Source organism: Janthinobacterium sp. SUN176, assembly GCF_030587335.1.
In the GTDB taxonomy this organism is placed as follows: domain Bacteria; phylum Pseudomonadota; class Gammaproteobacteria; order Burkholderiales; family Burkholderiaceae_D; genus Janthinobacterium; species Janthinobacterium kumbetense.
In genome coordinates, this window is the sequence record NZ_JAPWIA010000001.1 from 860617 (window position 1) to 874559 (window position 13943).

13 protein-coding genes are annotated in these 13943 nt (G+C 62.3%); 9 read left to right on the forward strand and 4 right to left on the reverse strand.

From position 1 onward, the window contains the following. Positions 1 to 2: 2 nt before the first annotated feature. Positions 3 to 1220, reverse strand: a complete 1218-nt coding sequence (locus tag O3299_RS03995; RefSeq protein WP_305061567.1) for a hypothetical protein — start codon at positions 1218 to 1220, stop codon at positions 3 to 5. 240 nt (positions 1221 to 1460) lie between these two features. Here O3299_RS03995 and O3299_RS04000 point away from each other — a divergent pair, with 240 nt between their 5' ends. Both O3299_RS04000 and O3299_RS04005 read left to right on the forward strand, forming a co-directional pair. After that, positions 1461 to 1835, forward strand: coding sequence for a type II toxin-antitoxin system RelE/ParE family toxin (locus tag O3299_RS04000; protein ID WP_289916161.1), 375 nt, complete (start codon positions 1461 to 1463; stop codon positions 1833 to 1835). Next, positions 1792 to 2130, forward strand: a complete 339-nt coding sequence (locus O3299_RS04005) for a DNA-binding protein (RefSeq protein ID WP_099664432.1) — start codon at positions 1792 to 1794, stop codon at positions 2128 to 2130. Before O3299_RS04000 ends, O3299_RS04005 begins: the two co-directional genes overlap by 44 nt. 13 nt (positions 2131 to 2143) lie before the next feature. Here the strand turns inward: O3299_RS04005 and O3299_RS04010 are convergent, their stop codons facing one another. Genes O3299_RS04010 through O3299_RS04020 form a run of 3 tightly spaced genes read right to left on the reverse strand, consistent with a single transcriptional unit; the run spans position 2144 to position 5052 of the window. Continuing rightward, positions 2144 to 3166: a Gfo/Idh/MocA family oxidoreductase gene (locus tag O3299_RS04010; RefSeq protein ID WP_305053160.1), complete on the reverse strand. Its 1023-nt coding sequence runs from the start codon at positions 3164 to 3166 to the stop codon at positions 2144 to 2146. 34 nt (positions 3167 to 3200) lie between these two features. Further along, positions 3201 to 4193, reverse strand: coding sequence for an inositol 2-dehydrogenase (gene iolG / locus O3299_RS04015; protein WP_305053586.1), 993 nt, complete (start codon positions 4191 to 4193; stop codon positions 3201 to 3203). Next, positions 4186 to 5052 (reverse strand): MurR/RpiR family transcriptional regulator, encoded by an 867-nt coding sequence (locus tag O3299_RS04020; protein WP_034757651.1) that lies wholly within the window; start codon positions 5050 to 5052, stop codon positions 4186 to 4188. The genes iolG and O3299_RS04020 overlap by 8 nt, the downstream gene beginning before the upstream one ends. A 251-nt stretch (positions 5053 to 5303) precedes the next feature. Between O3299_RS04020 and O3299_RS04025 the strand changes: the two genes are divergently transcribed. The 7 genes from O3299_RS04025 to iolB all read left to right on the forward strand — a co-directional run bounded on the left by O3299_RS04025 (position 5304) and on the right by iolB (position 13930). Further along, positions 5304 to 6350 carry a sugar ABC transporter substrate-binding protein gene (locus tag O3299_RS04025; RefSeq protein ID WP_251351991.1) on the forward strand — a complete coding sequence of 349 codons (1047 nt, stop codon included), beginning with the start codon at positions 5304 to 5306 and terminating at the stop codon, positions 6348 to 6350. Positions 6351 to 6521: 171 nt separating this feature from the next. Then, positions 6522 to 7643 (forward strand): ABC transporter permease, encoded by a 1122-nt coding sequence (locus tag O3299_RS04030; protein ID WP_305053585.1) that lies wholly within the window; start codon positions 6522 to 6524, stop codon positions 7641 to 7643. A 3-nt stretch (positions 7644 to 7646) separates the two neighbouring features. Then, positions 7647 to 8432, forward strand: coding sequence for an ATP-binding cassette domain-containing protein (locus O3299_RS04035; RefSeq protein WP_251351989.1), 786 nt, complete (start codon positions 7647 to 7649; stop codon positions 8430 to 8432). An 8-nt stretch (positions 8433 to 8440) separates the two neighbouring features. Continuing rightward, positions 8441 to 10387, forward strand: a complete 1947-nt coding sequence (iolC, locus tag O3299_RS04040) for a 5-dehydro-2-deoxygluconokinase (RefSeq protein WP_305061568.1) — start codon at positions 8441 to 8443, stop codon at positions 10385 to 10387. Beyond that, positions 10384 to 12225, forward strand: coding sequence for a 3D-(3,5/4)-trihydroxycyclohexane-1,2-dione acylhydrolase (decyclizing) (gene iolD / locus O3299_RS04045; RefSeq protein ID WP_305053158.1), 1842 nt, complete (start codon positions 10384 to 10386; stop codon positions 12223 to 12225). The genes iolC and iolD overlap by 4 nt, the downstream gene beginning before the upstream one ends. After that, a complete protein-coding gene (gene iolE, locus O3299_RS04050) occupies positions 12222 to 13136 on the forward strand; it encodes a myo-inosose-2 dehydratase (RefSeq protein ID WP_305061569.1) in 915 nt (304 codons plus the stop codon). The genes iolD and iolE overlap by 4 nt, the downstream gene beginning before the upstream one ends. Continuing rightward, on the forward strand, positions 13133 to 13930 hold the full coding sequence (gene iolB, locus O3299_RS04055; RefSeq protein ID WP_305061570.1) for a 5-deoxy-glucuronate isomerase: 798 nt from the start codon (positions 13133 to 13135) through the stop codon (positions 13928 to 13930). The genes iolE and iolB overlap by 4 nt, the downstream gene beginning before the upstream one ends. Positions 13931 to 13943: the final 13 nt, after the last annotated feature.

Sequence of the window (13943 nt, forward strand, 5' to 3'; positions counted from 1 at the left end):
GCTTATGCCTGCAAATGGCTGGGCACGCGCGGCGACGACATCAGGTCGCGGAAGGCGGCCCAGTGCTCGGCGCGCGTCGCGCCCTGGCGTTCCACATACGCTTTCGCCATGTTCTGGCCCAGGTTGTAATTGATGACGTACGCGCCCATGGCGTCGTAGAACTGCAGGCGCTGCGCGGATTTTTCGGCCGGGTACAGGCGCACGTTGACCAGCCATTCCAGCGCTTCTTCGCGGGTCAGGCTGCCTTCGAGATACTGGCGCGCGATGTCGTTGTCGGCGTAGCCTAGCTTGGCCAGCAACTGGTTCAGCTGTGCGTAGCGGGGCGCCAGCGCCGGATCGAGGCCGGCCAGCGGGTACAGCACCTGCTGTTCGAATGCCAGCCGTTCTGCATCCGTAAAACTCAGTTCGATGCCGTAATTGGCCGTGCCTTCGGCGATCAACGATTGCGGAGAGTACAGCGGATAGATGCAGTATTCCATCCAGCTCTTGCCGCGTACCAGGTCGCGTTCGAGCAGCACGTTGTAGACGTGGTGACCGGGATACGCTTCGTGGCAGCCGAGATCGACCGCGCGGTCGATATACACGGGCAAGTCGGTATTGATCTGGATCACGCTCTGGTAGTTACCCTTGTACCAGTTGTAGCCGCTCCACGGCTTGTCGGTGACGAATTCCAGCACGAAATCCTCGCCTTCGGGCAGGGCGATGTACTGCAAGGTGCGTTCGCGGCCCGCGCGGATGGCCGCATCCATGACGGCGCGCAGCTTGTCGGCGGGAATGATAAGTTGCGCGCGCAAGGCGTTGACCCGGTCGCTGACCGTGCCGTCGCCAGGCAGCAGGGCATCGATCTGCGCCACCAGCTCTGCGTAATATGCGCGGCTGTGGTGGGGCGAGACGGCGTCGTACAGGCGCGCGCTTTCCGTATCGAAATCCAGGCGTGTGCCTTGCAGCATGTCCGCCTTGGCCAGCACGGCTTGCAATTGCTTGCGCAGGTTGAGGGCGCGCAGGCAAGAGGCGTCGGCCAGCAGGGCCAGCGCCGCGTTTGCGCCATCTTTGATATCGCTCAAACTCTGCAGCTGTTTGACCGCTGCGGCCTGCCACGCGGGCGGGCCGTAATACGCGTCGACATACGAGGCATCGTGCTGGCCCATGGCCAGGACCAGCTTGACGTAGCGTTCGGCCACGTCGGTGAGGGAAGGGGAGTTGCTGTCGTTGTTGCTCATGGAGGCAGGGTTCTTCACGGTTGGACAGCGCCTATTGTATAGCGCAATCAGCCAGACGTGAGGCACGGTCGGGCGACATCATTTCCCTATAACAATGAGCGAAAGGCATCTTGATGTAGCTCAGTGAACCTGGCATTCGTGGCCTGTGTGAGCGGGTTTGGTAGCAAGATGGCGTGGTCTTCTTTTTTACATGTACACGTGATTTTCTCCTTGATCTTTCTTCGTTTATGGACGAATATGATGTATGAGATCCGGCACTACCTGACGTCATCGGGCAGGGATTTATATACGGAATGGCTGAAGCGCCAGCGCGACAACACGGCCAGGGTGGCCATCGTGCGCCGCGTGCTGCGTATGATTCCTGGCAATTTTGGCGACCACAAGTTTTGCCACGACGGCGTGTGGGAGTTGCGCATCGATGTGGGGGCCGGCTACCGTATCTACTATGCCATTGCCGGCGAACAGATCATTTTATTGCTGTGCGGTGGCGACAAGCGCACGCAACCGAAAGATATCGAGTACGCCTGTGCCTGCTGGCACGACTGGAAGGAGAGGGGACATGAGAGAGAACATGAACGAGGACATCCGCAAACCACCAAGAGACCGCTCGCATGACGAAGCGATGGCTGAGCTGTACCGCGACGATCCCGCCTTCGCCCTGGAATTGATCAACAATATCCTCGTCGATGGCGACCATGGCGAACTGCTGGCCGTGCTGCGCCAGCTGACGCGCGCCTTTGGCGGCGTGCCGGCCGTGGCACAGGCGGCCAAGCTCAACCCTACCCAGCTGTACCGCACCCTGTCGCCCGAAGGCAATCCCTCACTGAGCACCTTGACGGCCATCCTCGATGCCATGGGCTTGCGGCTGGCCGTGGAACCCAAGCAACCGTTTCCTGCGCCGGCTGCCTGAGTCCACTGGCAGCTTAAAACTCGACGGGCCGCGCTTCGCGCATCGCTTGCGTCATGGCCAGGCCGATGCGCGTCGCTTCCGTCGCGTCGTGCAAGGTCAAGGACAAGGTGCGCCGGCCCAGCGCCGCATCCGTAAACTCCTGCGCCTCGATCAAAAAGGCGTCGGCGAAGCGGGCATAGAAGTCCGGCGTGCATTCATTGCGCACGCCATGCGCATCCGAAATTTCCACCCTGTTCAGGCGCGGATTGCTGCCCACGGCCAGGCGGCCGCCCGTACCGAACACTTCCGTCAGGGTTTCATGGCCATGCGCCATGGTGCGCGACGCCATGAAGCTGGCCATGCTGCCATCGCTAAACTCCACCGTTGCCAGGCCATTGTCGACGTCGCCGAACGCTTGCAAGCCCGTGTGGATGGCGTTGGTGCCGCTGGCGTAAACGCGTTTGGGCACGGGATTGCCCAGCAGCCAGCGCGCCAGGTCGATATCGTGCACGCTGCAGTCGAGGAAGATGCCACCGCTGGTGGGGGCGAAGCGCATGAAGGCGCCGCTGGGATCGTTCTGGTCGCAGGTTTGCGAACGCACCAGATAGGGCTTGCCGATCAGGCCTTGCGTGATCTTTTGCTGCGCGTCATGGTAGCTGGCGTCGAAACGGCGCACGAAGCCGATCATGACGGTCAGCTGCGGGTGGCGCGCCGCTTCCGCTTCCACCTTCAGGCAGTCGGCCAGGTCCAGCGACAGCGGTTTCTCGCAAAATACGTGCTTGCCGGCACGCAGGGCGGCGATGATCTGGTCCGCATGCAGCGACGTGGGCGTGACGAGGAAGACGGCGTCCAGGCCAGGGTGGGCCAGCAGGGCGTCGTAGTCGGCATAGCCGGTGGCGATGCCGAGCGTGCTGGCGGCCCAGTCCAGTTCCGCTTGCACGGGACTGCAGGCGGCCACGACTTCGGCATTCGGCACGCGCTGCGCCAGGTTGATGGCGTGGCGCTGGCCCAGCCGGCCCAGGCCGACGATGCCGACTTTTAATGTTGGGGATGACATGGTGTCTCCAGATTTTTTATTGTTGTTTATAAAGTTACGACGCCAGGGTCACGACACGACCCTCGCGCCACGACAAGGTGGCCGCCTCGGCCAGTTCCAGTGCCTTCAAGCCATCGTGCACGGTGGTGCGCAGCGGCGTGCCGTGGGTGAGGGCGTCAAAGAAGTGCGCCATTTCCTGCGCGTAGGCCACGCGATAACGTTCCAGGAAGAAATCTTCCGGCTTGTCCACGCTGACGTTCACGGAACCATAGGCCGTCACTTCCGTCGGCTTGTGGTTGCCTGCCTGCAGCATACCAGCGCTGCCCAGCACTTCGAAGCGCTGGTCGTAGCCGTAGGCGGCGCGGCGCGAAGCATTGATCTGGCACAAACGTCCCTTGGCCGTGCGGATGGTGACGACGGCCGTGTCCAGGTCGCCTGCCTCGCCGATGGCGGGGTCGACCAGGCAGCTGCCCGTGGCGTGCACGCTGACGGCTTCATCGTCGAGTATCCAGCGGAAAATGTCGAAATCGTGGATCAGCATATCCTTGAAGATGCCGCCCGAGACCTTGATGTAGCTCACGGGCGGCGGGCCGGGATCGCGGCTGGTGACGACCAGCAATTCGGGCGTGCCGATCTCGCCCGCTTCGATGCGCGTCTTGACGGCGTTGAAGGTCGGGTCGTAGCGGCGCTGGAAACCCAGCATGCACAGCACTTTCGCTTCCTTGACGGCGGCGGCGCAGGCGCGCGCGCGGTCGATGGTCAGGTCGACGGGTTTTTCGCAAAAGATGGCCTTGCCGGCGGCGGCCGAGTGCAGGATCAGGTCCGCGTGCGTATCCGTGCTGGAAGCGATGACGACGGCCTTGATGGCCGGGTCGGCCAGCGCCGCTTCCACAGTTGCGCTGCTGCCGCCGTGCAAGCCGGCAAGGGCGGCGGCCGCTTCCTGGTTGACGTCGACCACGTACTTGAACTGCACGCCGGGTTGGGCAGCCAGGTTGGCCGCGTGGATTTTGCCGATGCGTCCGGCGCCGAACAACGCTACTTCAATCATCATGTTCTCCTGGGGTGTGGATTTCTTCGATGTCGAGCTCTAATTTGTATGCCAGCGCGATGAACAGCGCCTGGCACAGGCAGATGGTGCTGGTCAGCGAGCGGAAGGCGAAGGCGCTGCCCTCGGTGACGGTGAGCAGCGCGTCGGCGGCCCGCGCGAGCGGGGCCAGCTTGCTGTCGGTAATCACGAGGACCTTGGCGCCCTTGTCTTGCGCCGCCTTGATGCACTGCTGGGTTTCCTTGCCGTAAGGCGAGAAACTGATGGCGATCGCCACATCGCGTTCGCGCACGCTGCGCATCTGTTCGCGGTGCATGCCGCCCAGTCCGCTAATCAGGTGCACGCGCTTGTCCGTGTGTTCCAGCGCGTAGGCGATGTAGGAGGCGATCGGAAAGGACCGGCGCACGCCGATCACATAGATGTTTTCTGCTTTTAACAGCAGGTTGACGGCTGCTTCCAGCTGCGCGTCGTCGAGGCCGGCCGCCAGGTCGTCGAGGCCGGCGCGGCTGGCGCCGACGAATTCGCGCGTCAGGTCGCCTGCGCTGAGGGCGGCGTCGCGCGTGGAAATGAGCTTGCGGATGCGCTGCTGGTAGTCGGGCGTGGCGCCGGCCTGGTCCGTGTACGCCTGGCGGAACACGTCCTGCATTTCCGAAAAGCCCGTATAGCCGAAGCGCTGCGCGAAGCGCACGATGGCGGACGGCTGCACGTCGCAGGCGGCCGCGATGTCGCTGATGCGTTCGAGCATCAGGCTGGCCCGGTGTTTTTCAATGTATTGCGCGATGACTTTCAGCTGGCGCGACAGGTTGTCGTACTCGGCGGCAATGTGCTGCATCAGCTGTTCGATGGGGGCGGTGGCTGCCATGGTGTTTTCCTCGGTTGCTTGCTGGGCCGCGCAACATGATTGCGGCGGCTGGTTCTGGCGAGAATTATAGGAGTGAATCCGGAAAATAGAAATGATTTTCTATTTAAATTTATTTTGAAAATTTTATTGCATTTGTCTTTTTTGTGGCCTAAGCTGTGCGCAGTGCATCGGGTCTTGCCGGTTTTCCGGCTCCCCGCTGACACGCGACAAAAGCTGGCAACTATAAAAATTAATCCTTCAAGGAGACATTCATGCAAAGCAATAAGCGTAAGGGATTTCTGAAGCACCTGGCCGTGCTGGGCCTTGGCCTGGGACTGGGTCTGGGCATGAGCGCCAGCCACGCGGCAGGCGAGAAATTCGTGCTGATCAGCCATGCGCCCGATTCCGATTCCTGGTGGAATACGATTAAAAATTCCGTCAAGCAAGCAGGCGAAGACTTCAATGTCACCGTCGACTACCGCAATCCACCGAACGGCGACCTGGCCGACATGGCGCGCCTGGTCGAGCAATCGGCTGCCCGCAACTACGACGGCGTGATCGTCAGCATCGCCGACTTCAGCGTGCTGCAAAAACCGCTGGGCCTTGTTGCTGCCAAGAAGATTCCGTTTGTCACGATCAATTCGGGCACCCTGACGCAAAGCGAGCAGCTGGGCGCCGTGATGCACGTGGGCCAGCCTGAATACGAGGCAGGCAAGGGCGCCGGCGAAAAAGCCAAGGCGGCCGGCATCAAGTCCTTCGTTTGCGTCAACCACTACGCGACGAATCCGTCGTCATTCGAGCGCTGCCGCGGCTTTGCCGAAGCCATCGGCGTCGATTTCAAGGCTGCCACCCTGGATGCGGGCGAAGATCCGACCACCATCGAAAGCAAGTTGAGCGCCTACCTGCGCAACAACCCGAAAACCCAGGCCGTGCTGGCGCTGGGCCCCACCTCGGCCCACGCTTCGCTGAAGGCCCTGGAAAAAATGGGTTTGAAGGGCAAGATGTGGTTCGCTACGTTCGACCTGTCCGATGAAATCTCGAAGGGCATCAAGGATGGCAGCATCCAGTTCGCCATCGACCAGCAACCTTACCTGCAAGGCTATATCCCCGTTGCCGTGCTGGCCATCATGAAGCAGGACAAGACCACGGACCTGGCCAAGGTGCGCGAAAAGCTGATCAATAACGCCAAATTCAAGGCGCGCCTGGCCGAGTACGGCCTGGCACCATCGTATGGCCCGCGCCATATCGGTTCCGGTCCTGGTTATGTCACCAAGGACAATATCGGCAAGGTAGAGAAGTACGCCGGCCAGTTCCGTTAAGCACCCGCTTTTCAGTTCAATCAAGACCTTAGTCGTTGTCCCCGCGCGCAGGCCATGCTTGCCGGCGCGCGGGTCCTGCCGCCCTGGAATTGCTGTCGAGGCTGGTAGGTTGCTATAAAACAAGGGAGACATAGCATGAGTACCGTGAAATTAAGCGTGGAGCAGGGTGGCATGGCCACCTCGGGCACGCCACCGCAAAAGCAGGGCGTTGATGAGCGCGTGGGGCAGGTCAGCTGGCTCAAGCGGCTGTTCAGCCGCCCGGAATTCGCCTCGATCTCGGGCGCCATCCTGGTGTTCGCCTTCTTTATCCTGACGGCCGGCGACTCCGGCATGTTCAACCTCGACGGCGTGATCAACTGGGCGCAAGTGGCCGCCTACCTGGGTATCATCGCCATCGGTGCCTGCGTATTGATGATCGCCGGCGAATTCGACCTGTCGATCGGCTCCATGATCGGCTTTGCCGGCATGATGATCGCCATCCCTTCCGTCTATTTCCACTGGCCCGTGTGGGCCGCCATCCTGTTCGCCTTTGCCGGTTCGATGGCGCTGGGCTGGCTCAACGGCTACCTGGTCATCAAGACGCGCTTGCCTTCGTTTATCGTCACCCTGGCCTTCCTGTTCATCCTGCGCGGCCTGACTCTGGCCCTGTCCATCATGTTTGCCAACCGCACCATCGTCAGCGGCATCGGCGCGCTGGCCGCCGACGACTGGCTGGCCATGACCCTGTTCCATGGCGAAGTGGGCACGTCGCTGTTCGCCTGGATGGCCAAGGCGGGCTGGATCACGGCGCTCGACAATGGCGCGCCGCTGGTCAAGGGCATCCCCAAGGTCATCGTCTGGTGGGCCGGCCTGGCGCTGGTGTCCGGCTTCGTCCTGGCCCGCACCCGCATCGGCAACTGGATCTTCGCTGTCGGCGGCGACGCCAACGCGGCCAAGAACGTGGGCGTGCCCGTGAAAACCATCAAGGTATCGCTGTTTGTCTTCACGGCGTTCTGCGCCTGCCTGTTTGCCACGCTGCAAGTATTTGACGTGGGTTCGGCTGCCGCCGACCGCGGCATGCAAAAGGAATTCGAAGCCATCATCGCGGCCGTCATCGGCGGCGCCTTGCTGACGGGCGGCTACGGTTCCGTCGTCGGCGCCTGCTTCGGCGCGCTGATCTTCGGCGTGGTACAGATCGGCATTACTTATACCAATATCAATTCGGACTGGTTCCGTGTCTTCCTCGGCGTCATGCTGCTGATCGCGGTACTGTTCAACAACTTTGTCCGTGCCCGTGTCACGGAAGCGAGATAAGCCATGAGCGAATACATCCTTGCGCTGGAAAACATCAGCAAACGTTTCGGCTCCGTCATCGCCCTGCAAAACGTTACCCTGCGCCTGAAACCGGGTGAAGTGCATTGCTTGCTTGGTGATAACGGCGCCGGCAAGTCGACCCTGATCAAGACCTTGGCCGGCGTGCACCGGCCCACCAGCGGCGAGTATCTGGTTGACGGCAAGCCCGTCAGCTTCAATTCGCCGAAGGAAGCGCTCGACCTGGGCGTGGCCACCGTCTACCAGGACCTGGCGCTGGTGCCATTGCTGTCCGTGGCGCGCAATTTCTTCATGGGCCGCGAACCGATCCGGAAAATGTTCGGCGTGCTGCCCGTGATGGATATGGAATATGCGGCCACCACGGCGCGCGACAAGCTGGCCGAAATGGGCATCATGGTGCGCGACCCGCACCAGGCCGTGGGCACCATGTCGGGCGGCGAGCGGCAATGCCTGGCCATTGCCCGCGCCATCCACTTCGGCGCGCGCGTGCTGATCCTCGATGAGCCGACGGCGGCCTTGGGCGTGAAACAGTCGTTCAATGTGTTGAAACTGATCTACAAGGCGCGCGAACGGGGCTTGTCCGTGATCTTTATTACCCACAATGTGCACCATGCCTACCCAGTGGGCGACTCGTTCACCCTCTTGAACCGGGGCAAATCGCTGGGCACTTACACCAAGGAAACTGTTTCCAAGGATGAAGTACTCGACATGATGGCGGGCGGTGCGGAAATGCAAACGCTGATGAGTGAACTCGACGGTGTCACGATTTAAGGATAACCATGAATAACCCGACACAATTTGCCCAGGGCCGCGCGCTGGACGTGATCTGCCTGGGTCGCCTGGCGGTGGACCTGTATGCGCAGCAGATCGGCAGCACCCTGGAAGACGCGACCAGTTTCGCCAAATACCTGGGCGGCTCATCGGCGAATATCGCCTTCGGCACGGCCCGCCTGGGCTTGAAGTCCGCCATGCTGTCGAAAGTGGGCGACGACCACATGGGCCGTTTCTTGACGGACACCTTGGCGAAAGAGGGTTGCGACGTCAGCCATGTCGGCATCGACCGCGACCGCCTGACGGCGCTGGTGATGCTGGGCATCAAGGATAAAAACACCTTTCCCCTGATTTTCTACCGTGAAAACTGCGCCGACATGGCCATCGAGCCATCCGCCGTCGACGCCGCCTTTATTGCATCGAGCAAGGCGCTGTTGATCACCGGCACGCATTTTTCGACGGCTGCCATGCACGCCGTCAGCACGCAGGCCCTGAAATTGGCGCGCGCCAACAACGTGCGCACCATGCTCGACATCGATTACCGGCCCGTGCTGTGGGGACTTTCCGGCAAGGCGGACGGCGAAACGCGTTTCGTTTCCAACGATGGTGTCACGCGGCACTTGCAGGCGATCCTGCCGCAATTTGATTTGATCGTCGGCACGGAAGAGGAATTCATGATCGCCGGCGGTGGCGCCGACATCATGGCGTCCTTGCGCGCCGTGCGGGCCGTTACCCTGGCCACCCTGGTCGTCAAGCGGGGCCCGCTGGGTAGCGCCGTCATCGACAGCGTGGTGCCGCACAGCCTGGACGATGCGTATAACTACCGCGGCGTGCGCGTGGAAGTGCTGAACGTGCTGGGCGCGGGCGACGCGTTTCTGTCCGGCTTTTTGAAAGGCTGGCTGCGCGGCGAGGATTACGAAGCGTGCTGCCGCTACGCGAACGGTTGCGGCGCCCTCGTCGTGTCGCGCCATGGTTGCGCACCGGCCATGCCGTCGCCTGTGGAGCTCGACTATTTCCTCGCCAATGCGGCCAAACTGGCCCGTCCTGACCAGGACGCCACCTTGTCGCGCCTGCACCGCACGACGGTGGCGCGCAAGGAGTGGAATGAACTGTGCGTGTTTGCCTTCGACCACCGTACGCAATTCTTTGAGCTGGCGCAACAGACAGGCGCGCCCGAATCGGCTATTTGCGCCCTGAAGCAACTGATGGTGCAAGCCGTGGCGCAAACGGAAACGGCCTTGCAACTGGCCGGCAAGACGGGCGTGCTGATCGATGGACGCTATGGCGTCGACGCGCTCAACGATGCGACGGGGCGCGGTTGGTGGATCGGCCGTCCCGTGGAATTGCCCGGTTCCAATCCGCTGCAATTCGACTGGGGCCGCTCCATCGGTTCGCACCTGCTCAGCTGGCCGAAGGAACACGTGATCAAGTGCCTGGTGCAGTTGCACCCGGACGATACCGTGGAAAACCGATTGGAACAGGAAGCGCAAATCAAGGCCCTGTATGACGCGGCGCAAGTGAGCGGTCACGAACTGTTGTTGGAAGTCATACCGTCGGAATCCTTGCCGCACGGCGACGACACGGTCTTGCGCGCCGTCAAACGCTTGTACAACCTGGGCATTTACCCGGAATGGTGGAAGCTGGAAAGCATGTCAGCCCAGCAATGGCAAGCCATCGATGTCCTCGTGCACGAGCGCGATCCGTATTGCCGTGGCGTCGTCCTGCTGGGCTTGAACGCGCCGATTGCCGCCCTGGCCGCCAGTTTTGAACAAGCCAGTGCCAGCACGACGTGCCGCGGCTTCATGGTGGGCCGCACCATCTTCCAGGAACCGAGCCGCCGCTGGCTGGCGGGCGAACTCGACGATGCGGGCCTGATTGCAGCAGTGCGCGCCAACTTCGAGCAGCTCATCGCCCTGTGGCAGCGTACGCGCAACCGCCTGGAGCGTGCAGCATGAGCGCCACAATCAGATTGACCATGGCCCAGGCTTTAGTCCGCTATCTGGCCGCCCTGCGCACTGAAGAGGGCGATGGTTCCTTGACCCCCCTGTTCGGCGGCGCCTTCGCCATCTTTGGCCACGGCAACGTGGCGGGCCTGGGCGAAGCGCTGTACCAGTACCGCGACAGTTTCCCCACGTTTCGGGCGCACAACGAACAGGCGATGGCGCACTCGGCCATTGCGTATGCGAAAGCCCACATGCGCCGGCGCATGCTGGCCGTCACCAGTTCCATCGGCCCCGGCGCCACCAATTTGCTGACGGCCGCCGCCCTGGCCCACGTGAATCGCTTGCCGGTCTTGCTGTTGCCCGGCGACGTGTTCGTCTCGCGCGCGCCGGACCCCGTATTGCAGCAGCTGGAAGACGCCGGCGACGGCAGCGTGTCGGTGAATGACGCCTTTAAACCTTTATCGCGCTATTTCGACCGCATCGTGTATCCGGAGCAATTGCTGACGGCCTTGCCGCGCGCCATTGCCGCCTTGACGGACCCGGCCGCCTGCGGTCCCGTCACGTTATCTTTGCCGCAAGACGTGCAAACGATGGCGTATGACTATCCGGCCGACTTTTTCGAGCCGCGCACCGTGCGTTTCCGCGCCATGCCGCCCGTGGAGCAGGAGCTGGAAGAAGCGGTCGCCTTGCTGAAACATGCGAAACAGCCGCTGATCGTGGCCGGCGGCGGCGTGCTGTACGGCCAGGCCAGCGCCGCCTTGCAGGCGTTTGCCGAACGCCACGGCATTCCCGTGGCGGAAACCCAGGCCGGCAAGAGCGCCTTGCCGTGGGATCATCCGCTGCAGCTGGGCGCCATCGGCGTCACCGGCTCGCCCGCCGCGAACGCGCTGGCAGCGGAGGCGGACGTGGTGCTGGCCGTGGGCACGCGCTTGCAGGATTTTACGACGGGCTCGAATTCCCTGTTTGCGCAAGCGCAACTGGTCAGCCTGAACGTCAACGCTTTCGATGCGCTGAAACGCCGTGGCCTGGGCGTGCAGGCGGACGCGACACTTGGCTTGCAGGGCTTGTCGCGGTACTTGCCTAACTGGAATAGCGCGGGCCAGTGGCTGGACCGCGCACAGCAGGCTGGGAACGCATGGCGCGATACCGTCCTGGCCATTACTGGCCAGCGCGAGGTGGCCGGCTTGCCGTATGACGGCGAAGTCATCGGCGCCGTGCAGCGCTCTTCACCGGACTCGACCACCCGCGACATCGTCGTCTGCGCGGCGGGCACCTTGCCGGCCGAGTTGCACAAACTGTGGCGCACCAGCACGCCGGGCGGCTACCACATGGAATACGGCTATTCGTGCATGGGCTATGAAATCGCCGGCGGCCTGGGCGTCAAGATGGCCAAGCCCGAGCGCGAAGTCATCGTCATGGTGGGCGACGGCAGTTATTTGATGATGAATTCGGAAATCGCCACCTCCGTGATGCTGGATAAAAAACTCATCATCGTCGTGCTCGACAACCGGGGCTACGGCTGCATCAACCGCCTGCAGCAGGCGTGCGGCAACGCGTCATTCAACAACATGTTGCCCGACAGCGCACCGCGCATCGATTTCGCCCTGCATGCGCAATCCCTGGGCGCGCTGTCCGAGCACGTGGCCAACATTGCCGAGCTGGAACAGGCGATGCTGCGTGCCCGCGCCGCATCGCGCACCTACTTGATCTGCATCAATACGGACGCCACGCGCACGACCGAGGAGGGCGGTTGCTGGTGGGAAGTGGCCGTGCCCGAAGTCTCGACGCAAGCCGGCGTGCAAGCGGCGCGCGCCCGTTATGAACTTGACCGCCAAGGACAACAAAAATGACTACATGGAATGTGAAGATCGGCATCAACCCGATCTCGTGGATGAACGACGATTTACCCAGCCTGGGCGGTGAAACGCCGCTGGAAACAGCCCTCAAGGAAGGCGCCGAGATCGGCTATGTGGGCTTTGAACTGGGCAACAAGTTTCCCAAGGATGCCCCGGCCCTGAACGCCGTGCTGGGCAAATATAATCTCGCCTGCGTGTCCGGCTGGTATTCGGGACGGCTGGCGCACCGGTCCGTGGAAGAGGAAATTGCCGCCGTCGGGCCGCATCTGCGCTTGCTGGCGGACAGCGGCGCCACCGTCATGGTCTACGGCGAAGTGGCCGACGCGATCCAGGGCGAAGCCCGCCCGTTGTACAAACGTCCGCGCTTCCAGTCACCGCAGCAATGGCAGGATTACGCCGACAAATTGACGGCGTTTGCCGCCCACTTGCTGGCGCACGGCGTGCGCCTGGCCTACCACCACCACATGGGTGCCTACGTGGAAACGCCCGCCGACGTGGACCAGTTGATGGCCTTGACGGGACCGGAAGTCGGTTTGCTGTTCGACACGGGCCACATCACCTTTGCCGGCGGCGACGCGCTGGCGGTGCTGAATAAACATATTGAACGCATTTGCCACGTGCATTGCAAGGATGTGCGCCCCAACGTGGTGAAGCTGGCGAGGAATGGCCACTGGAGTTTCCTGCAAGCCGTCATCAATGGCGCCTTCAGCGTGCCCGGCGACGGCAGCATCGATTTCCCCGCCATCCTCACGCGCCTGTATCTGCACGGTTATGAAGGCTGGCTAGTAGTGGAGGCGGAGCAAGATCCGGCCGTGGCCCCCAGTTATCAGTATGCCAAGATGGGCCACGATTACCTGGCACGCCTGGTCGACGCCATCCCGCGATTGAAACGGGCGGCGGCATGAGCCCGCTGCTGGTCAAAGCGGGCAAGGGCGGCGGCAAGATCGTCGAAGTCACGCCAGAGTCGGCTGGCTGGACGCACGTGGGCTTCGCCGCGCACCGTCTGGCGGCAGGCGAACAGCTCACTTTGGAGACGGGCAGCCGCGAACTGTGCCTCGTCGTGCTGACGGGCACGGTGACCGTGCAGGCGGGCGGGCAGACCTGGGAAGCCATCGGCAATCGCCAGAGCGTGTTTGAAGACGTCTCGCCCTACGCCGTGTATGTGCCGCTGGAAACCACGGTCGGCATCACGGCCGTGAGCAACGCGGAAGTGGCGCTGTGCAGCGCGCCGGCCACGACCCATCGTCCGGCGCGCCTGATCGACCCGCAGTCGATGACGCGCTCCGTGCGCGGCAAGGGCGCGAACACCCGCTATGTGTGCGACATCCTGCCGCAGACGGCCGAGGCCGATGGCTTGCTGGTGGTCGAGGTGGTCACGCCGTCCGGCCATTCGTCCAGCTATCCGCCGCACAAGCATGACGATGACAATATCCCGCTGGAAAGTTCGCTGGAAGAAACGTACTACCACCGCCTCAATCCCGAGCAGGGCTTTGCGTACCAACGCGTCTACACGGATGACCGTTCCATCGACGAAGCCATGGCCGTGGAAAACCACGACGTGGTGATGGTGCCCAGGGGTTACCACCCCGTCACCGTGCCGTATGGCTACGATGGCTATTACCTGAACGTGATGGCCGGCCCGAAACGCGTGTGGCACTTTAAAAACGACCCGGCCCATGACTGGCTGATGACGAAATAAACGAGGACAAGAA